This window comes from Planococcus alkaliphilus (assembly GCF_057031095.1).
Genome location: NZ_CM168060.1, coordinates 862122 through 881881 on the forward strand (window position 1 = coordinate 862122; position 19760 = coordinate 881881).

Annotated in this window: 20 protein-coding genes; 11 read left to right on the plus strand and 9 right to left on the minus strand. The window is 44.3% G+C overall.

The features are described 5' to 3' along the window. Window positions 1-19: 19 nt before the first annotated feature. On the minus strand, window positions 20-910 hold the full coding sequence (locus AC2EXB_RS04480) for a fructose bisphosphate aldolase (protein WP_235198488.1): 891 nt from the start codon (window positions 908-910) through the stop codon (window positions 20-22). Between the two features lie 316 nt (window positions 911-1226). Here AC2EXB_RS04480 and xylE point away from each other — a divergent pair, with 316 nt between their 5' ends. Together xylE and AC2EXB_RS04490 are read left to right on the plus strand one after the other, a co-directional pair. Next, on the plus strand, window positions 1227-2663 hold the full coding sequence (gene xylE, locus AC2EXB_RS04485) for a D-xylose transporter XylE (protein ID WP_483603910.1): 1437 nt from the start codon (window positions 1227-1229) through the stop codon (window positions 2661-2663). Window positions 2664-2843: 180 nt separating this feature from the next. Next, complete coding sequence (locus tag AC2EXB_RS04490) at window positions 2844-3347, plus strand: VOC family protein (protein ID WP_251479343.1); 504 nt, start codon at window positions 2844-2846, stop codon at window positions 3345-3347. 249 nt (window positions 3348-3596) lie between these two features. Here AC2EXB_RS04490 and AC2EXB_RS04495 read toward each other — a convergent pair whose 3' ends face one another. Both AC2EXB_RS04495 and AC2EXB_RS04500 read right to left on the minus strand, forming a co-directional pair. Continuing rightward, window positions 3597-4760, minus strand: coding sequence for a hypothetical protein (locus AC2EXB_RS04495; protein WP_483603911.1), 1164 nt, complete (start codon window positions 4758-4760; stop codon window positions 3597-3599). Window positions 4761-4904: 144 nt separating this feature from the next. Beyond that, a complete protein-coding gene (locus AC2EXB_RS04500; RefSeq protein WP_483603912.1) occupies window positions 4905-5810 on the minus strand; it encodes an oxidoreductase in 906 nt (301 codons plus the stop codon). A gap of 199 nt (window positions 5811-6009) precedes the next feature. Between AC2EXB_RS04500 and AC2EXB_RS04505 the strand changes: the two genes are divergently transcribed. The 8 genes from AC2EXB_RS04505 (at window position 6010) to AC2EXB_RS04540 (ending at window position 13984) form a co-directional block, all read left to right on the plus strand. Further along, entirely contained in the window at window positions 6010-6909 is a 900-nt protein-coding gene (locus AC2EXB_RS04505; RefSeq protein WP_483603913.1) for a 3-hydroxyacyl-CoA dehydrogenase, read from the plus strand. 147 nt (window positions 6910-7056) lie between these two features. Then, complete coding sequence (locus tag AC2EXB_RS04510) at window positions 7057-7848, plus strand: alpha/beta fold hydrolase (RefSeq protein ID WP_483603914.1); 792 nt, start codon at window positions 7057-7059, stop codon at window positions 7846-7848. Beyond that, window positions 7845-8480, plus strand: coding sequence for a CPBP family intramembrane glutamic endopeptidase (locus AC2EXB_RS04515; protein ID WP_483603915.1), 636 nt, complete (start codon window positions 7845-7847; stop codon window positions 8478-8480). The genes AC2EXB_RS04510 and AC2EXB_RS04515 overlap by 4 nt, the downstream gene beginning before the upstream one ends. A gap of 153 nt (window positions 8481-8633) precedes the next feature. Continuing rightward, window positions 8634-9194, plus strand: coding sequence for an MEDS domain-containing protein (locus tag AC2EXB_RS04520; RefSeq protein WP_483603916.1), 561 nt, complete (start codon window positions 8634-8636; stop codon window positions 9192-9194). Between the two features lie 109 nt (window positions 9195-9303). Then, window positions 9304-9993 (plus strand): response regulator, encoded by a 690-nt coding sequence (locus AC2EXB_RS04525; protein WP_483603917.1) that lies wholly within the window; start codon window positions 9304-9306, stop codon window positions 9991-9993. After that, entirely contained in the window at window positions 9986-11002 is a 1017-nt protein-coding gene (locus AC2EXB_RS04530; RefSeq protein WP_483603918.1) for a sensor histidine kinase, read from the plus strand. Before AC2EXB_RS04525 ends, AC2EXB_RS04530 begins: the two co-directional genes overlap by 8 nt. A 245-nt stretch (window positions 11003-11247) precedes the next feature. Continuing rightward, window positions 11248-12015, plus strand: coding sequence for an ABC transporter ATP-binding protein (locus AC2EXB_RS04535; RefSeq protein ID WP_235198502.1), 768 nt, complete (start codon window positions 11248-11250; stop codon window positions 12013-12015). Then, window positions 12008-13984 carry an FtsX-like permease family protein gene (locus AC2EXB_RS04540; protein ID WP_483603919.1) on the plus strand — a complete coding sequence of 659 codons (1977 nt, stop codon included), beginning with the start codon at window positions 12008-12010 and terminating at the stop codon, window positions 13982-13984. The genes AC2EXB_RS04535 and AC2EXB_RS04540 overlap by 8 nt, the downstream gene beginning before the upstream one ends. A 51-nt stretch (window positions 13985-14035) precedes the next feature. Here AC2EXB_RS04540 and msrB read toward each other — a convergent pair whose 3' ends face one another. Both msrB and AC2EXB_RS04550 read right to left on the minus strand, forming a co-directional pair. Beyond that, complete coding sequence (msrB, locus tag AC2EXB_RS04545; RefSeq protein ID WP_483603920.1) at window positions 14036-15154, minus strand: peptide-methionine (R)-S-oxide reductase MsrB; 1119 nt, start codon at window positions 15152-15154, stop codon at window positions 14036-14038. A 17-nt stretch (window positions 15155-15171) separates the two neighbouring features. Beyond that, complete coding sequence (locus AC2EXB_RS04550) at window positions 15172-15696, minus strand: TlpA family protein disulfide reductase (RefSeq protein WP_483603921.1); 525 nt, start codon at window positions 15694-15696, stop codon at window positions 15172-15174. Window positions 15697-16076: 380 nt separating this feature from the next. Between AC2EXB_RS04550 and AC2EXB_RS04555 the strand changes: the two genes are divergently transcribed. Beyond that, window positions 16077-17198 carry an NADH-dependent flavin oxidoreductase gene (locus AC2EXB_RS04555; RefSeq protein WP_483603922.1) on the plus strand — a complete coding sequence of 374 codons (1122 nt, stop codon included), beginning with the start codon at window positions 16077-16079 and terminating at the stop codon, window positions 17196-17198. Between the two features lie 78 nt (window positions 17199-17276). Here AC2EXB_RS04555 and AC2EXB_RS04560 read toward each other — a convergent pair whose 3' ends face one another. From AC2EXB_RS04560 to AC2EXB_RS04575, 4 genes are all read right to left on the minus strand, one after another. Next, a complete protein-coding gene (locus AC2EXB_RS04560; protein ID WP_246809916.1) occupies window positions 17277-17522 on the minus strand; it encodes a hypothetical protein in 246 nt (81 codons plus the stop codon). After that, window positions 17500-18018, minus strand: coding sequence for an RNA polymerase sigma factor (locus AC2EXB_RS04565; RefSeq protein ID WP_052654622.1), 519 nt, complete (start codon window positions 18016-18018; stop codon window positions 17500-17502). Before AC2EXB_RS04565 ends, AC2EXB_RS04560 begins: the two co-directional genes overlap by 23 nt. Before the next feature lie 10 nt (window positions 18019-18028). After that, window positions 18029-18406 carry a group-specific protein gene (locus tag AC2EXB_RS04570; RefSeq protein WP_483603923.1) on the minus strand — a complete coding sequence of 126 codons (378 nt, stop codon included), beginning with the start codon at window positions 18404-18406 and terminating at the stop codon, window positions 18029-18031. 251 nt (window positions 18407-18657) lie between these two features. Next, a complete protein-coding gene (locus AC2EXB_RS04575; protein ID WP_483603924.1) occupies window positions 18658-19578 on the minus strand; it encodes a DMT family transporter in 921 nt (306 codons plus the stop codon). Window positions 19579-19760: the final 182 nt, after the last annotated feature.

The window sequence follows — 19760 nt, forward strand, 5'->3', positions numbered from 1 at the left end:
GAACTCCTTTTTAATTAGCTCATGTAATGGATGCTTCGTAAATTGTTTTAATGGAATCTGCAATCGATTCGTTGAACTCTTCATCTGATTGGCTCGCGCTGACGCCTTCAGACAATCCTCTTGAGAAGCTTGCGATCAACCCGTTATTAGCTGCTAGTTTTTCATTGGCTTCGCTCCGCGTATATCCTCCAGAAAGAGCCACAACTCGCAAGACTTTCGGATGGTCGATCAATTCTTTATAAAAATTATTGACAGTTGGAATGGTCAATTTCAACATCACCGGTTCGTTTTCCGGCAAGCTTTCCAATTGCTTTAAGATCTCATCTTTTAAAATACGCTCAATTTCTTCTTTGTCGCTGCTGTGGATGTCCACTTCAGGTTCGATAATCGGCATCAGGCCGGCACCAATAATCTGTTTGCCGACTTCAAATTGCTGCTCGACCACTTTACGGATGCCTTCTGGATTTGCTTCTTTGATGACAGAACGCATCTTTGTGCCAAAGATATTCCGTTCAGTTGCACGCTGCAGCAAAGCATCAAGCTCCGGCATCGGTTTCATCAGCTGAACGCCGTCTTCCAGTTCAGCTAAACCTTTATCAACTTTCAGGAAAGGCACAACGCCTTTTTGTTCCCATAGATAGTCAGGGGTATACTGGCCTTCAACCTCCCGATCCATCGTCTGCTCAAACAGAATGGCACCAAGAATCGAATCCGAATTGAATGCAGGAGCCGTCATGACACGTGTCCGCATTTTATGGATCAGGTCGTACATTTCGTCTTCACCTGAATATGAATCTTCTGGCACACCATACAAAGCCAGTGCTTTTGGCGTACTGCCGCCGCTTTGATCAAGCGCTGCGATAAATCCTTTTCCATTCTTCACGAGTTCGAATTGTTGTTGTTTAGACATTGCTCCAGCTCCTTAGATAAATTTTTTGTAAATGATGCGATAAAAAATTTAAGCTAAAAGTAACCCTTACACAGAATAGTTTAACAATAAAAGATTTAAACTACAAAAGAATTATGGGATAGGATTAGCTTTTCTTCTTATGCTTTCCCTCTTTTGGACTATATTAATCTTCTGAAATAATAGTTCAATTCTATAAAATGACAAAAAAGTTTGTTTATTGAATGTACAAAGTTTGAAAATGCTGATATTATGTATGATAACGTTTACAAAAAGAAAGGAGGATAGAGTAGGAAAGTTATTCTGCTCTAATATTCACATGAAAAATAACAAAATCCTGTACATAACGGCCATCACTTTAGTGGCCACTCTTGGGGGTCTTTTATTCGGTTATGATACCGCTGTCATTTCCGGTGCAGAAGGATCCTTGCAGACTTATTTCACAGATAGTCTTGGTTTGAGCTCATTCGTTCACGGTTTAACGGTATCAAGCGCTTTGATTGGCTGTATCATCGGGGGCTTGCTGTCGGGGATCATTTCTTCCCGAATCGGCAGAAAATATTCATTGATTGCTGCAGCTTTCCTATTCATCTTTTCAGCATTAGGGTCTGCGTATCCTGAAATGTTCTTTTTCACGGTTGGTGAACCAACCATGTCGTTATTAATAACTTTCAATATTTATCGTATTATTGGCGGAATCGGAGTAGGGCTAGCTTCGGCTGTCGCACCGATGTATATTGGAGAAATTGCACCTCCTCATTTGAGGGGGCGCCTTGTATCGCTTAACCAGTTCGCCATCATTTTCGGGATGCTCGTCGTCTATTTCGTCAACTGGGGAATTGCGCAAGGTGAAACACTGGAATGGATCAATGATGTAGGCTGGAGATATATGTTCGCTTCAGAACTGATTCCAGCTGTATTATTCTTAATCCTGCTTTTCTTTGTGCCGGAAACGCCGCGCTATCTCATTTCCAGAAACCAGGAAGCGAAAGCGATGGCCATTTTAGAGAAAACCTATGACACTACAATGGCAAAAGCGACATTGTATGAAATCAAACAATCATTCGATCATCGCAAGGAAAAGTTATTCACTTACGGAAAAACGATTGTCATCGTTGGAATCGTGCTCTCGATCTTCCAACAATTTGTCGGCATCAACGTTGCGCTTTACTATGCCCCGCGTATTTTTGAAAGCATGGGCGCCGCACGTGATGCTTCATTCCTTCAAACGATTATCATGGGCTTAGTGAATGTCATTTTCACGATTATCGCAATTGTCACAGTCGATAAATTTGGACGGAAGCCGTTGTTGATCATCGGTTCTATCGGGATGACAGTCGGAATGTTCGGCGTCGCTGGCCTTGCATATTTTGAACAGATCGGTGTTGCGACTTTAGTGTTCATCATCGTTTATACAGCTTCGTTCATGATGTCCTGGGGCCCAGTCGTTTGGGTTCTGCTTTCTGAAATCTTCCCGAATAAAATTCGAGGGCAGGCACTTGCAATTGCCGTTGCAGCGCAATGGGCGGCCAACTATTTCATTTCTTCGACTTATCCAATGATGATGGAAGTAAGCGGAGCGATGACTTACTCATTCTATGGCATCATGAGTTTGTTATCGGCACTGTTTGTTTGGAAATTCATCCCTGAAACAAAAGGAAAGTCGTTGGAAGAGCTTGAAATCATTTTGAAAAAATCACAAGCAACTAAAAAAGCAGAAAGCCTTAAAAACCGTTCTGCAATGAACAAAGCTTAATAAAACAAGCCTGTGGGAAACAATTCTCACAGGCTTGTTTTTGCTTGAAATTAATTGAAAGAATAGTTGAATAAATAGAACATAAGTTCTATAATGGTGGTAATAGAAAGTCGGATACATAGATGCCCTTGCCTTAGGTTTCTGAAGCCATGGCAAATCTTTTTGGAAAGGAAGAGGACCATGAATAAGAAAATCCAAAAGATCACCACTAATTTTTGGTTTGACCAGAATGCGGAAGAGGCTGTAAATTACTATGTTTCCATTTTCAATGATTCAAAGATCGGGCGCGTAACCCATTACACTTCAATTGGAAAAGAAGAGCATGGCATGGAAGAAGGGCAGGTTATGACTATTGAGTTTCAATTGGAAGGCCAGCAATTTCTTGCATTGAATGGCGGTCCCCATTTCAAATTTACGGAAGCTATTTCATTTATCATCAATTGCGAATCCCAAGAAGAAATCGATTATTACTGGGGCAAGTTGACGGACGGCGGCGATGAAAAAGCGCAAATCTGTGGATGGCTTAAAGATAAATTCGGTGTTTCCTGGCAAGTCTCTCCTGTGGAATTGGATGATATGCTGGCCACGGGAAGCAAAGACCAGGTTGAACGCGTCATGCAGGAACTCTTCAAAATGAAGAAGTTGGATTTAGAAGTGTTCCGAAAAGCTTTTAACGAAGTATAAAAGAAGGGCAAGCTAATGGGAAAATAGAAAAGGCGCAATCAGACATCCGCTCGGATACTGATTGCGCCTTTAATTATAGTTGGGAATGCCTGCCTATAGATTCTAAACGGACGCTTCCGCTTTTCTTTGTCCAGACTCCAGCAGCCAGATTCTCGGGACATAAGCCAGCCCAGCTGTGTGGCAAAGAACGCCACTTCGCTGTTCCGTCTTATGCCTGTCGAATCTAGATGGCTGCTTCCGCTTTTCTTGCTACCATGCGGCGTCTTTTGGCTTGTTGCCTGGAGCAGGCTGCGGCATTTTTTGAATGGCTAAGTACGGAATCCAGATGAACGCCGGGAAGAGCAGCGAAGCCGATCCAATTCCTAAGGCTAGTGCACCTTCTGTCTCCGCTGCGATAAAGCTGATGAATCCAAGAAACAGGACCATTGCATAATAGGTGAGCATGTAATGCCAGCGGAGATGATTTTTTAACAGAAAAAAGAAAAGAAATCCGCCTAACAGAAAAATAGCAATTCCGGGCAATACATTGGCTGATTGAACATTATAGGATTGGCCAAGCTGCGTAACCATGAACATTAAAATCCCCATTAGCTGCAGAGGGAGCACGATGGAAATGATCCATTTCCGGAACGAATGTTTTTGGCGGGCTACTTTTAAAGCAGGATCTTTTGCTTCTGCTCTTTCCAGGTTTTGTGTTTCGACTTTTCGCCAGGCCGTTAATGCGGAAGGTTCGTCTTTCAGCCAAGAAGTTTGAAATGGAAACGCTACATTTTCATCAGTTGACAGCAAATATTCTAGGCGCTTTTCATCGCTTAAGATAGGTGTGTCGGTCCTGAACATCTGCCGCGCATTATATAGAAGGGGAATTTGGTTTTCTTTGAAATGCTTGAACCATAGATTGATTCCTTCATCGCCATGATTTGGAAAAAGTACATTTTGTATTTGCTTGCCTTCTTCAGTCGTATAGATGATGTAAAATATCGGGGCATTTTCAATGCTGCCGTCGTTTATCAGTCCTTGGGGAAGAATTTCCCTTACGATGTAATAAGAGGCAACCACTGAAACGATATTTTCAAAATGAATCGTTCGCTGCTTTGGCACCGATTTGAAAAGATCTGGCCACTCCAAGGTTTCAATTTGATTTTCGTAGAGGTCATAGCGTGCACGGTGCCGTTGTTTCCATAGAGTGGTTTTCCATAAACTCAATAGGCTCCCATTCAAGAAGATTCCTGCGATGAAAAACGGAATTGTAAATAGCACCCACCATGTCTGGTACTCTAATAGAATAAGAAACGGCACAACGACTATTGAAAGGCCGAGCAGCAGCATGAACCCTGTGATGAACCAAAATACGATCCGCCAGAATCCTTTCGTTTCCGGTTCGGTATATGTATGGATTAATTTACTGGTCATATGGCCTCCTCGACGGCGTGAAATAATGTAGAGAAAGTGATCTCATCTTTTATTGTACGATAGGGACTGGGAATTGTTTCAAATTTTTTCTCTAGCTTTTCAGGCACATAAGAAAACGCCTCCCAATAAGGAAGGCGTTAAAGATTATTCAGAAGTTGAAAATGAAAACGTAACGCCGGTGAGTTTTTCCGAGACATCCCAAAGTTTGGCTGAAACGGCTTCATTGTTCGCAGAAGCATGTGGTGTATCAATCGCCGGGTATCCTTTTCGCTGCCCTTTGCCTTCTGGACCGATATATTCGCCGCCTTTTAGATCCGGATTAATCGCTGCATAGACGGTCGGAAGTGCGCCCATTGCAGGTGGCTGCAAGAAACGGTGCATCAAGGTCTTCATCCAGCCCGGCGCATCCGATTTGCCGAATTTAAAAAGGTTTGTGGCAGATATCCCGGGGTGGCAAGCAAGGCTGATAGTGGGCAAGCCATGCTGTTTCAGGCGCTTATCCAATTCTTGTGCGAATAAAAGATTAGCGAGCTTGCTTTGGCCGTAAAACTTCATGGCTTTATAGCCTTTCGAGCCGTCTAAATTATCGAAGTCAATCGCTGCTCCTTTATGCGCCAAGCTGCTCAAACTCACCACACGGGAGCCTTCTGTCTGAATTAGTAGGGGCAAAAGAAGTCCGGTTAACGCAAAATGGCCGAGATGATTGCCGCCAAATTGCATTTCAAATCCATCTTTCGTTTTTGAATAAGGAGGCGTCATCACTCCGGCATTATTAATCAGAAGATCTACTGTTGGAAGCTTTGCTTTCACTTCTTCAGCAAATGTCCGGACGCTTGATAAGTCAGCCAAGTCTAAATGCATAATATCGATTTTCGCTTCCGGATGCCGAGCTAAGATTGTGTTTTTGTCTGCTTGGGCTTTTTCTTCGTTTCGGACAGCCATGATTACTGCTGCACCTTCATTTATAAAAACTTTCATCGCTTCTAATCCAATGCCGCTATTGGCACCGGTGATGATGGCCGTTTTTCCTTTTAAATGCTTTAGAGCCATTTTCTCCAACTCCCTTTTAGAAATATCTTTTCTGTCCTCATTTTCTATTCCCAAAATAACATAACTCAACCTTAGTACCAACTATTCAGATTGGCATAAGACTTTGTGAGCAGATAAATAGCATTCTATAAAAAATCGGCATAAACTATAAAAATGTAGGGAAGTTATTTATTAATACGAGGAATAGAGGAGAATGGATATGAATTACAAAAACGTAACAGTAGCAGGAAGCGGTGTGCTTGGAAGCCAGATCGCTTATCAAACAGCTTTTAAAGGCTTCAACGTAACCGTCTATGATATTAATGATGCCGCAATCGAAGCTTCGAAAGAAAGAATTGCTAAGCTTCAGGAAAATTATAAAAAAGATTTGAATGCAAGCGACGAAGAAGTGAAAGCTGCTTTTGAGCGCATGGCTTTCCATACTGATTTGGCAACAGCCGTGGCGGATGCAGATCTTGTCATCGAAGCAATTCCGGAAGTGGTTGCCATCAAAACCGAATTCTATACAATTTTAGGCAAAGTGGCACCGGAAAAAACGATTTTTGCCACAAACTCATCAACTTTATTGCCTAGCCAGTTCGCGGATGCAACTGGACGCCCTGAAAAATTCTTGGCGCTTCACTTCGCCAACACGATCTGGTTGAACAATACGGCTGAAATCATGAAGCATGCGGAAACCGATATGCAGGTATTTGATGATGTAGTCGAATTTGCAAAAGCGATCGGCATGGTGGCATTGCCATTGCATAAAGAACAGCCAGGCTATATTTTGAATTCTTTGTTGGTGCCGCTGCTTGATGCGGCTGAATTGCTCTTAGTGAATGAAGTGTCAGATGCTGAAACAATCGATAAAACGTGGATGATTGCAACTAAAGCACCGATGGGTCCTTTTGCGATATTAGACATAGTTGGCATCAATACAGCTTACAATATTGTATCAGCGAAAGCTGAGGCAACTGGCCGTGAAGACTACAAGAAGCTCGCTGCTATGCTGAAAACCGACTATATCGACCAAGGAAAATTAGGGAAAGCAACAGGGGAAGGGTTCTATAAATATCCGAAGCCGAATTATTTGAATCCTGATTTTTTGAATAATTAAGAGTGATACTTTAAAGCCATCCGCAGCAGCAGCTGCGGATGGCTTTTTTATTAGCGTTTTGTTCAAGTGGGAATCAGGGTATTCTGTACTACTGGCAATATGCCTGGAATGTTCAATGGACACCATCTTCGAAGGAGTGAAAAATAGATGCCATATGCCAAAATCGATGAATCTTTATCGCTTTATTATTACACGCAAGGACAAGGGCTTCCGATTGTCTTTATCCATCCTTTTGTTATGGGACATAATGTTTTCATGCACCAAAAAAGCCTCGCTGAAAATTATCGGCTGATTTTCTACGATTTGGCTGGCCATGGACAAAGCACAAGCGGCAATACTTCTCTGACTATCGAACTCCTCGCGAATCATTTGAAAAAATTATTGGATCATCTAAAGGTGGAGAAAGCAGTAATCTGCGGCTATTCCCATGGAGGGTTGATAGCCCAGGAATTCGCGTTGCAGTATCCTGAAAGGACATCTGCTTTGATTTTAGCCGGTGGCTATTCGGAATTGAATAATTTCACACCAAAATTTTTTATCAAATCCGTCATGTATATGGCGAAATTCCGCCAAATTCCTTTAGCTGCCAAACTGCAGGCAAAACTGAATAAATATTTTCCAGAAGATGAACAAAAGATATATGAGTATGCCAAGCATACGGATGCGGAACGGGCTTATGAATTCTGCAAGACGGGCCTTCGCTACAAATCGACGTATTCCCTTTATCGCTTAAAGCTGCCGATCCTGCTTGTCTATGGGGATTTGGAAAAACCGATGCACCATTACCGCCTCCCGTTTGAAAAGGCAGCTCCCCAAACGCAAGTGGTGTTTGTCGAAAAAGGAACCCATCAAGTACCGCCTCAATTTTTCATGGAATTCAATGCAGCGGTTAATGGATTTTTAAAACCATTAACTGATGGAAGGAGGGACACACGATGAAAAATGCCATCCGCTTGATTGGACCGACGATCATGATCTTTATTGGGCTGTGGTTTTTTGAAAACGTCGTTATCACATTTATTCTTTTCTATAGCTGGCTCCTGTTTGTACCGATGATTGACAAAGCGTTTCCAAAAGAGCAGTTAAAGTTAACGAAGAAATCAGCTATGTTAGGAATCGTCAGCGGCCTGATTTTCTTCCTTTTCATTTATGGAGGCTTGAAATGGCTTCATGTGTATTTACTGGATATTGACAGTTTGAGGGTTCTATTATTGGAGTGGGGATTTTCTGGAGCTGATGAAATCGGGCTTGTTTTAGTTCTGCTGCTCGCCAACCCAATCTTAGAAGAAGTTTATTGGCGGGGCTATATGTTCAATCGGCTCCGGCAGAAAGGGACAGCATTTTCAGCCATCGCGCTGACCGCTCTTTTTTATACCTTATATCACCTCCTGTCGATCATTCCTATATTTGCAGCAGGATACAGCTTTGCCACTGTCATTCCTGTCTTGATTGCCGGTTTGTTCTGGGGCTTTATCCGTGAAAGGACCGGTTCTATTTCAGCAACAATGATTGGCCATGTCCTGGCAGATTTGGGGATTATGTGTGTCTATTGGTTTATCATTAGAGGATAAACTGATCCGTACAAAAAAATGGGGATTTCAACCGTTTTTTTATGATGTATATCGTTCGGCCTATATTATTCTTTGGAAATTAAAGGGTATATTAGAGAGAGAGTTTACGAGAAATCATCGCGCAGGAAAATGCGAATAGGGGGTAGGCCGTTCATGAGAGAAGCAAGTGTCGAATTGGCAAAGCAAATTGGCCAAACTAAAGGTGCCCATGTTTTTTATAGTTACAACCAATTGGAATCGTATATTGAAAATACGGTATCGTTTATTGTCCAAGGGCTGGCACAAGGAGAGCGTGTGCTGTTTGTCGAAAATAGACGCATTTCTCCAATGGTCTTTAAAGAGCTGCAAAATTCATTATCTGAAAAAGAGATGGAAGGCATCCATTTTATCAATAACTTTGATTTCTATTGGCGCAACGGGAATTTCCATCCTCCGACTATTTTGGCCCATTTTAAAAAAGCGACCGATGTTTTTGTTGAGAATGACTTGGCCTTCCGGACATGGGGGCATATTGAGTGGGGACACGAGCAAGACATTCTCAATGAAATTGAACTTTATGAAAAAAATGTAGCCAGCGAAGTGGAAGAGCGAAACGCGATTTCTGTGTGTGCTTACGATGCTTCCCATGTCTCTGATGATTTAAGGCGGCGGCTGATTGCTTGCCACGGCTATTTAATGACAGACGACTCGATTACTTCTTTGACTGCGAAATAATAAAGGCGTTTCAGGAAATTCATTTCCTGGAACGCTTTTTGCTGTCTGCAAGAACTTCGGCTAAACTAGAAGGAGCATTTGGAATCTACTAAATGATTGGACTGAGAGCATGTTTAAAATCATGATTGTTGAAGATGATTTAACGATTGCAGGCGTTTTGAATGAAGAATTGAAGAAATGGAATTATGAAGCTTTCATTGTGGAGGATTTCGGCAAAGTGATGGAGGAATTTGCAGAAAAGAACCCTCAGCTTGTGCTGATGGATATCCAATTGCCGAGTTTCAATGGCTATTATTGGTGCCAGGAAATCCGCAAAGTTTCCCAAGTCCCGATCATTTTCATTTCTTCGCGCAATGAAAACATGGATATTGTCATGGCGATCCAGATGGGGGCAGATGATTTTATCAGTAAGCCTTTTGATCTGACGGTCGCGATTGCCAAAACCCAAGCGCTTCTCAGAAGGACTTATGATTTCAATGAAAGTGATAATTTCCTGAACTTCAATCGCGCGGTGTTAAAACCTTCGGAATCGAAATTGTATTATGCCGAACAAGAAGTGGATTTGACCCGGACTGAACTCGGAATTTTGGAATTGCTGTTTTTACATAAAGGCGATTACGTCGCAAGAGAAGAAATCATGGTTAAATTATGGGAAGATGAGTCGTTTATCGATGACAATACCTTGGCTGTGAATGTGGCCAGACTGCGGAAAAAATTGACGCAAGTCGGACTGTCGGATTTAATTGTCACGAAAAAAGGAGTGGGCTATGCGCTCAATAAAGAGACCGCCCATGCGTAGTTCCTCTAACCGGACCATCGCACGGAATTTTCTCTCGGCGATACGCGGACAACTTCTGGTCTTTTTTGGCATGCTATTCATTTTCGGGCTCGTTTATGTTTTAGGGAAATTGCCAATCGGCCTTTTTCTTTATAGCGTGGAACTCTCGGCTTTTCTTTTTGGCATTTATTTAATCATTCGTTATATCCAGTATGCTGAGCGATACAAAACGATTGAAGCTTTTCATACAGCTGACCTCTCAAGAGTGGTTGAGCTTTCAGAAGCGGTGCATTCCACGGATCGATTGTATCTGCAGAAAATCGCTTTTTTGCTGGAAGAACTGAAAGAGAAAGAACAGACCCATCTCGTGCGGCAAGCCGATCAGCTCGATTATTTCACCCTTTGGCTCCACCAGATTAAAACGCCGATTTCAGCGATCAGTTTGTTGACGCAAAGTTCAATGGCGAAAGAAGCCAAGCAAATTTCGCAGGAATTGCTGCGGCTTGAAGATTATACCCATATGGCGCTGAATTATGTGAAATTGGAAGAAACCGGTGCAGAGATGGATTTGGCTTTAGTGGATTTAGACGAAGTGATTAAGAGAGCCGTTAAGAAATATTCCATCCTCTTTATCTACAATGGCATCAAACTCAATTACGAGCCGCTTCAGTTGAAAGTGCTGTCCGATGGAAAATGGCTGCAGAACTTAATCGAGCAAATCTTGTCGAACAGCTTAAAATACACGGCGAGCGGCTCCATCTCCATTTATGTGGATCCGTCCCATCCGCAAACCCTGCTCATTGAAGATACAGGCATCGGCATCCGGCCGGAAGATTTGCCGAAAGTTTTCAAGAAAGGCTATTCGGGATTTAATGGCCGCCTTCACGAAAAATCAACAGGGCTCGGGCTATTTCTCGGCCAGAAAATTGCTGAGCGTCTTGGCCACACGCTCAGCATCCAGTCTGAGCTTGGCAAAGGAACGCGTGTGGCGATCCAGATGGCGAGAGAAGAATACACGGATTTTGACTGACGGCGCTTTCGCTTTCCTCGTTGTCCAGACTTCAACAGCCAGGTTCTCGGGTCATAAGCCAGCCCAGCTGTGCGGCAAAGAACACCGCTTCGCTGTTCCGTCTTATGCCTGTCGAACCTAAGCGGCTGTTTCCGCTTTTCTCAATCATTCTTACGAAATCGTAAGATACGTTTTGTCTTTGTAAGAATAGGTACAGGCACCCCGTTTTCGAATGGCCTATGATTAAAAGCAAGGAGGGGTTCGCAATGGCCTTATTGGAAATCAAAAATCTTAAAAAAATATATACAGCCCGTTTTTCTGCTCAGCAGACAGAGGCGTTATCGACAGTCAATTTTTCAGTGGAAAAAGGGGAATTCGTTTCCATTATGGGGGAATCGGGTTCTGGGAAAACCACTTTATTGAATATCATCTCGACTTTGGACGATGCCACATCAGGGGAAGTTTACCTTGACGGCAATCCTTTATCCAAAATTAAAGACAAAGAGGTTTCAGCATTCCGCCGCAACACGTTAGGATTTGTGTTCCAGGATTTTAATTTGCTCGATAACTTCTCGATCAAGGACAATATTTTATTGCCTTTAGTGTTATCGAAAACGCCAATTGATGAAATGGAGGCCCGGTTGACGCCGATTGTCCGGAATCTTGGAATCGAAGCGCATATCGATAAATATCCGTACGAAATTTCAGGCGGCCAAAAGCAGCGGGTAGCGGTGGCACGCGCTTTGATTACACAGCCCAAAATAATTCTGGCGGATGAACCAACAGGAGCCCTCGATTCGAAAGCTTCTCAAAACTTGATGGAAATCTTAAAAGGCATCAATGAGGAAGGGCAGACGATTTTAATGGTGACTCACAGTACGCGTGCTGCGAGCTTTTCAAAACGGGTGCTGTTTATCCGGGACGGGTCGGTTTACCACGAAATTTACCGGGGAGACCAAACGGCAGATGAATTCATGGATCGCATTTCGCAATCATTGACGGTGTTATCGAGCCGGGGTGAAGGGCATGAATAACCGTTTCTTTTCTGCGCTGGCGCTGCGGAACATCAAGTCGAATAAAACCTTGTACATTCCGTATTTGCTGTCATCCATCGCCATCATCATGATGTTTTATTTGATGGCATCGCTGATGGCCAATCAATTTGTGCAGGAGCGTTCTTCTGCTTTGCCGACGCTGTTTTCGCTAGGCGTCATTGTCATCGCTATTTTTTCGGTCATTTTCATCCTTTACACGAACAGCTTCGTCATCAAGAAAAGAAAAAAAGAAATCGGGCTTTACGGAATCTTGGGTCTCGAGAAAAGGCATGTCGCGAAAATCTTATTGTTTGAAACGATGTTTACAAGCGTGGCGAGCATTTTGACGGGGCTGTCGGCAGGGCTTGTTTTTGGCCGGCTTTTCTTCATGCTGCTGAATTATCTATTGAAATTGCCAACGGATATTGGCTACGTGATAGCACTCGATCCGATTCTTTGGACCGTCCTTCTGTTTTTGGCAATCTTTGCGATTACGTATATTTACAACGTGAGCCAATTCACTTTTGCAAATCCGATTAAGTTATTGAAAGGCAAGACGGAAGGGGAAAAGGAACCGAAAGGATCGATCATCCTCTTTATCTTGGCGCTTGTTTTCCTTGGATGGGGCTACGGGATTTCGTTGACGATTCCGGATCCGATCAGCGCCATTTCGAAATTCTTCCTGGCCGTATTTCTTGTGATCATCGGCACTTATCTATTGTTCATTTCGGGATCGATTTTCATTTTAAAAGCGCTGAAGAAAAACAAGCGGATTTATTATCGTCCGGGTGCATTCATCTCCATTTCGGGTATGCTGTACCGAATGAAACAAAATGCAGTCGGCTTGGCGAATATCTGCATATTGGCTTCCATGGTCATCATTGCGTTGTCGACGACTTTGACGATCTACGTCGGCAGCGAAGAAACGTTGGAAAACCGTTATCCATTTGAAAACAATATGAGCTTATTCGGCGATCCGGAACAGCCGGAACTTATTCAGCAGCAGTTCACTGAGCTGCAGGCGCATTACTTGCAGGAAACGGAAAAGTTGGGGCTTGAAGTGACAGAAATGGAGGCGCTGCGTTTCCAGTCCATCTACGGCTCGCTTGACAATAATCGCTTTAATTTTACAGAGGCTTTTGATGGCTTGGAGCTCAATGTGTTTGGGCAAGTCATCCCGTTGGAAGATTACAATGGAATGACTGGAAAAACCATTGAACTGGCAGAAGATGAAGCCTTGTTTTACCATTCAACTGGAAAGTATACAAAGGAAGAACTGATCATCGGCGACCGTCTTTACCAATTGGCGCCGATTGAAAATGACTTCAGCTCTGAAACGGGATTGACGGAAACCATCGTTCTGGTTGTCCCTGATATATCTCATATTGAGGGGATGATGGCGGCTTATCAAGAGCAATTCCCGGATGCGCCGGTTGTCGGTCTTTCTGCAGACATCGGCTGGAATACGACAGGTACGGAAGAAGAAAAGATGGCCTACGGCGATCATATCCGCATGCAATCTTACTCGGTCGAAAGTGCACACTATGAATCGCGGGGCCTTCAGCGTGAAGATTGGTACAGCACCAATGGCGGATTCCTGTTTCTTGGCATTTTCCTCGGATTGCTGTTTACCATCGGAACGGTATTGATCACGTACTTCAAACAAGTTTCGGAAGGATTCGATGACCGGGAGAAATTCCAAATCATGCAGAAAGTCGGATTGGATAAAGAAATGATCCAGGATTCGACCAAATCCCAGATTATTTGGATGTTCCTATTGCCGATTGTGGTTGCTACGATCCATGTCATCTTCGCATATCCCATCGTCAGCAAATTATTGACGCTCTTTGGCATTACGAACGAAAAAACGTGGCTGCTATCCTTTATCGGCGTCGTTATCGCTTTTGCTGCCATCTATTGGATCATTTACCGCGTTACGTCTAAAGTCTATTACAGCATCGTGAAATAAAAAACAGCCGCTCTACCGAATGGAAATCCCGGTAGAGCGGCTATTTTTATTTTAAAGTTTTCCTTCTAGGTAGCCGTAGCCTTTTTCAGCCATGTCTTCCTGTGGAATAAAGAGGATGGATGCGCTATTGATGCAATAGCGGAGTCCGCCTTTGTCTTTTGGACCGTCATTGAAGACGTGGCCTAGGTGGCTGTCGCCTGCCCGGCTCCGTACTTCGATGCGGACCATATTGTAGCTGGTATCTTCATGTTCCGTTACAACTTCCGGTTCAATCGGCTTGGTGAAGCTCGGCCAGCCGCATTTGGAATCGTATTTGTCAGCAGAAGAGAAAAGCGGTTCACCGGTCGCCACATCCACGTAGATGCCGGGCTCGTAATTGTCCCAGTATTCATTGGAATAAGCCGTTTCCGTATCGTTTTCCTGTGTCACTTTGTACTGGGCTTCGGTCAATGTCGCTTTCAATTTTTCGTCGCTCGGCTTCGGGTAAAGGGAAGCGTCGATAAGCGACGGAACGTCTTGATCTTCAAGTGAATCGAATTCCACATGGCAATAGCCGTTCGGATTTTTCTCGAGGTAATCTTGGTGGTACTCTTCCGCCAAATAATAATGCTCGAGCGGTTCCACTTCGGTCACGATTGGATCATCGTATTTGGATTCTTCTGCAGCCATCACGTTTTCAATCACAGCGCGGTCCGCTTCGTTTTTATAATAGATGCCGGTGCGGTATTGTTCTCCGCGGTCGTTGCCTTGCTGGTTCAGCAGTGTAGGATCGATGATCATGAAATAATGGCCGAGCAGCTTTTCGAGGTCGACACGTTCCGGATCGTAGCGAACATGAACGGTTTCAGCGTGCCCGCTATTTTCTTTTGTCACGTCCTCATAAGTCGGATTTTCCGTATTGCCGTTTGCGTAGCCGGAAGTCACATCATAGACACCGTAAACGCGTGCCATATAAGCCTCGACTCCCCAGAAACAGCCGCCCGCAAGCCAGATGTCTTCCAGTTGATCTTCATTAAATTGCAATCCTTCATTCGGGTTGTCCGGAAATTTGGATTCTGCCTCAGCTGAATTGGAGCCTGCCGCATTCAAATTCAATGGGGAACATCCCGCGGCAAGGAGCAGCAGCAACAGGCCAAGCAGCAGAATACCGGCTCGTTTTTTAGTCATCATGGTCAGCCGCCTTTCGTTTATTGAATCGATTCGAATGTTTCTTTAATTTCTGCGTTGCTGAAATGTCCGGGAGAACTTTTTACGAGCGTTCCGTCAGAGCCGATATAAGCGGACGTCGGATAAGCAAGGACGCCGTATTCATCGAAGAACGTGCCGCCTTCGTCCAATAAAACCTGGATGTTTTCTGTGTTTTCGACGCCTTTAAACCATTTCTTAAACGACTCGCTGTCTTTCTCTGCATTTGAGCTTGGTGAAACGATGGACAACACGACAAAATCATTTTCTTCTCCAGCAAGCGTATTCAACTCTTCCATGCCGGCCAGGCAAATCGAACACCAGGAAGCCCAGAATTTCACGTATACTTTTTTGCCCGCGTATTCGGACAAATCGTGGGCATTGCCTTCCAAATCGGTGAGCTCGAAAACAGGAGCCGGTTTGCCCGGATTGGATTGCTCGGCATTTGCGGCCGGCTGTCCATTGGAGCATGCACTTAAGATAAGCAGGAGCGACATCAGAAAAACTAACGGGGCAATCGCTTTCATTTGGATCATCCTTTGCTGTGGAATGGCCTTATTGGTTTGGATTAATCTTTCTCTTTCCATCATATAGCGGATTAAATAGAAAAGATAACGAATGGACTTGCCGGAAAACAATAAAATAGTAAATAAATCAACAAAATAACAAATTTGTTTATATCGTATAACGTGCCCCTGACTTTTGACATGTGAATTGGAAAAAGTACAATGCATTCAGCTAAGAATCTATCTTTCGGCCAAAAGACTGAATTATTCAGAGAAGGAAGCATTTATCTACAATTTCAATTTTCTATCCTTTAAGATGAGTAAGGAGATCACCGTTTTAGAATATCCGGGAAGGGTATTTACCATACAACAAGCAATCATCGACTTGAGGAGGAACTGGAATGGCCATAAAGATCGACAGTATATTTGAGCCTTATACATTTACAGCAGGATTAAAAGTGGAAAATCGCGTCATGATGGCACCGATGACGACTTCTTCATCGGATGCGAATGGAGACGTGACAGACGACGAATTGAAATACTATCATCGCCGCGCCAAAAGCGGTGTAGGAGCTGTCATTACGGCATGTGCACATGTGGAGCCGCTCGGGATTGGCTTCCCGAATGCGTTCGGGGCGGATTCTGACGAACGGATAGAAAGCCTTGCGCGGCTGGCAGATGCCATTCATGAAGGCGGTGCAAAAGCGATTTTGCAGATCTATCATGCAGGGCGCATGTCAAACTCAAAATTATTGAATGGTGAGCAGCCGATATCAGCGAGCGACATCCCATCCGTCCGCCCAAATGCAGAAACTCCGCGTGAAATGTCAGCAGCGGAAATCGAAGAATCCATTAGAGCTTTTGGAGAAGCGACGCGGCGTGCGATCAAAGCAGGCTTTGACGGAGTGGAAATCCATGGCGCCAATACGTATTTGATCCAGCAATTTTTCTCTCCGCATTCCAATCGCCGGACGGATAAATGGGGCGGGAATGTGATGGAGCGCATGGCATTTCCGCTGGCAGTCGTCGAATCGATCCAAGAAGCGGTCGCGAAATACGCTGAAAAGCCGTTTGTTGTCGGTTACCGGCTGAGCCCGGAAGAACGTGAAGAGCCAGGCATCACGATGGAAGATACGTTGAAATTCGCGGCAGCGTTAGCCGATAAAGGAATCGATTATTTGCATGCTTCCGTCGGCAAATTTTTCGGAGGCTCTATTCGTGAAGAGGACAGCCGTTCTCGTGTCGTCATGCTCCAGGAGCATGTCGGCGACCGGATTCCAGTCATCGGAGTAGGCGGTTTGCAGACGGTCGACCAGGTTAAAGAAGCGTTGGACGTCACGCCATTCGTTTCGCTTGGGCACGCGCTGATCATGGATCCCGATTGGCTGCTAAAAGTGAAGAAAAGCCAGGAACAAGAAATCTACCAAGCCCTCTATTTGAGCAAGAAAGACGAATTGGACATTCCAGACGGCCTTTGGAACACCATCGTCAACATCCCGGGCTGGTTCAAGATCGAAGATTGAGAAATTAGAAAGAGGCATCCTTTAGGGGAGGCCTCTTTATTTTGGGGAAAAAGTATATTTATTTACGATCAGGGAGATTTAAAGGAAAAATAAAAACTGTGCAGCGACCAGGGCTGCGCCTCCGGCAACGGGGAGCACTTTCAGCGAAATGACGCCTGATTTCGTCGCAACAATCGGCTCGAACGGATCTTGTGCAGGAGAACCTAAATAATGAAGCAATCGGTTCCACCGGCTTGCTTTCATTGGAAAATCGGGGACTTCCACCAAGTCTTCCTGCAGCTTTGCCTGCAAAAGCGGATCTTTATCGAATGGCTCTTGATTCATCGTAAAATCCCTCCAAATCATTTTTCAGTAATTTCGTCGCCCGGTGCAGCCGCGACTTCACGGTGCCTTTTGGAATGCCGAGGATCTGCGCCATTTCTTCTTGGGACAAATCATGGAAATAAAATAAGAGAATGACGGCGCGTTCCGTTTCAGGAAGATTAGCAACAGCATCCCTCACGGTCATCTGTTCCGGCCGGGACAATTCTTCTTTCTGGCGCGGCACCAGAAAGGGCAGAAGAGACGACAGTTTCTTGCGCCGGTTTAATTTATTGACCATCAACCGATACGCAATTTGAAAAAGAAAACTTTTGAGCGTGCCTTTCTGCGGATCGAAGGTTTGCTTATGGTCCTGCAGCTTCATGAACGTATCCTGCACGATATCAATGCTCAGCTGCTCCTCTCGAGTGTAACGGAAAATGAACGAATACAGCGGTTTTTGCATCAAGCGATAAATGCTGTCTAAAGCATTCGCATCGCCTTGTTGGTAAGCTGTCATCAACTGTTCTTCAGATTTCTCCACTTCCGTCTCCCCACCGTTCTTTAATCGTCTTCAATGTAATGGAAACGCGGCTGATCAAATAGATGATGGTGACGAGTGACCAGACCTGGGATTGATTCGTAAAAAATTGCACGTAAGGGTTCTCAACGGATTGCCCGGTGGAAACCAACAAATTCAATATCTGTATACAAACGATCGTATAAATGGCCAAGGCTAAAGTCAAGGTGTCAAAAACATTCCAGCGCAAATAAATCGTTGTTTTTTTGTAATTGATCTTTCGGTTTTCCCTTACAATATATTTCTTATCCATTGGAATGGCGATGCCTAAAATGATTGCCATCATAAAAGCGATCACGATTAATGAAACGACCCATCCTGTTCCCATTATTTCCACTTCCTTTTTGTGTGATTACTTACTATACAAATGAAAGCGGGAAAAGGTTCACGCAGATTGCTTTTTTATGGATACGCGCGTTCATCCGAGAATGCGCGCGTTCAAATCGATTTGTGCGCGCTCATAAGAAAATGCGCGCGCCTGCAACAAGATACGCGCGTTCAGAGAAAATTAAGCGCGTTCAGCAAATTTATTCCGTAAAAAAAGCCAATTGCATATTGCAAATGACTTTTTCTACCAGATTAAGCCGACGATTCAGCAGCTTGATCCGAAAGGCGCCGCTGTTTTTCTTGCCGCTTTCCGAGGAAATTGACAATGAGTACACCGCTGATGGCGATAACGCCGCCGATAAGCGAAAGTGCAGATGGAAGTTCATGCAGCCACATCCAGGCGACGACTATCGCAACCGCAGGTTCCAGGTAAATCAAGCTGGAAACGGAGCTCGCATTCGCAAGCGATAAAGCGGTTGCCCATGTGACGTAAGCGATCGCGGCAGGGAAGATGCCGACATAAAGCGTAGACAGATGAGCTTCGATGGTGGCATTTTGTAAAGCTGAGAAAATGCCGGGTGAAAAAATTAGGAAAGGCAACGTGCCGGCCCACGTAAAATAAGCGGTCAGCTCAATGGCTGAATAACGCGTCAGCAGCGGTTTTTGGAAAACAAAAAACACGGCGGAAGCGCAAGCTGCGATCAAGACGAGAACAGCGCCGTTCGTCAGCGTCAAGGAAGCATCGGCTGAACCGAATGCAATGAACAGAATCCCGATAAATCCGATGCTGAGGCCGACCCAGCCGATTCCAGTCAATCGCTCTTTCAAAAAGAAAGCCGCGATGAGTGCCGTGAATATCGGTCCGGATCCGACGAGCATACCGGCGGTTCCGGCAGAAATGGTTTCCATGCCGAACGTAACGAAAATATGGTAGAGGCTGATGCCGATCCAGCCAAGCAGCAAGATTCTTAAAATATCGCTTTTATGCGGCAGGCGGAATTTTGTTCCTGGCCATAAAGCATAAATCAGAAAAAGAATGGAAGCGACCATGAAGCGGACCAACACATTTTGGCCAGCATCATAGCCGCCTTGCAAACTGACCCGGATGGCGGCAAATGAAGAGCCCCAGATCAAAACAGAAAATAAGGCTAAAGAAAAAGCTTTCGAATTCAAAAAATCTCCTCCGGTACCGATCGGTTACTTTATTTTCCTTCTCATAAAAAAAGAGGAACGTTTTTACAGACAGCTTCTATTATATTCGCTAATCGTTGAAATGTCTTTGGTTTTACTTTCTGGGCTTTCGCAGCAAAAGAAGGGGAGAGTCGATAGGGATACAAACACCGAAAAAAGCTTCC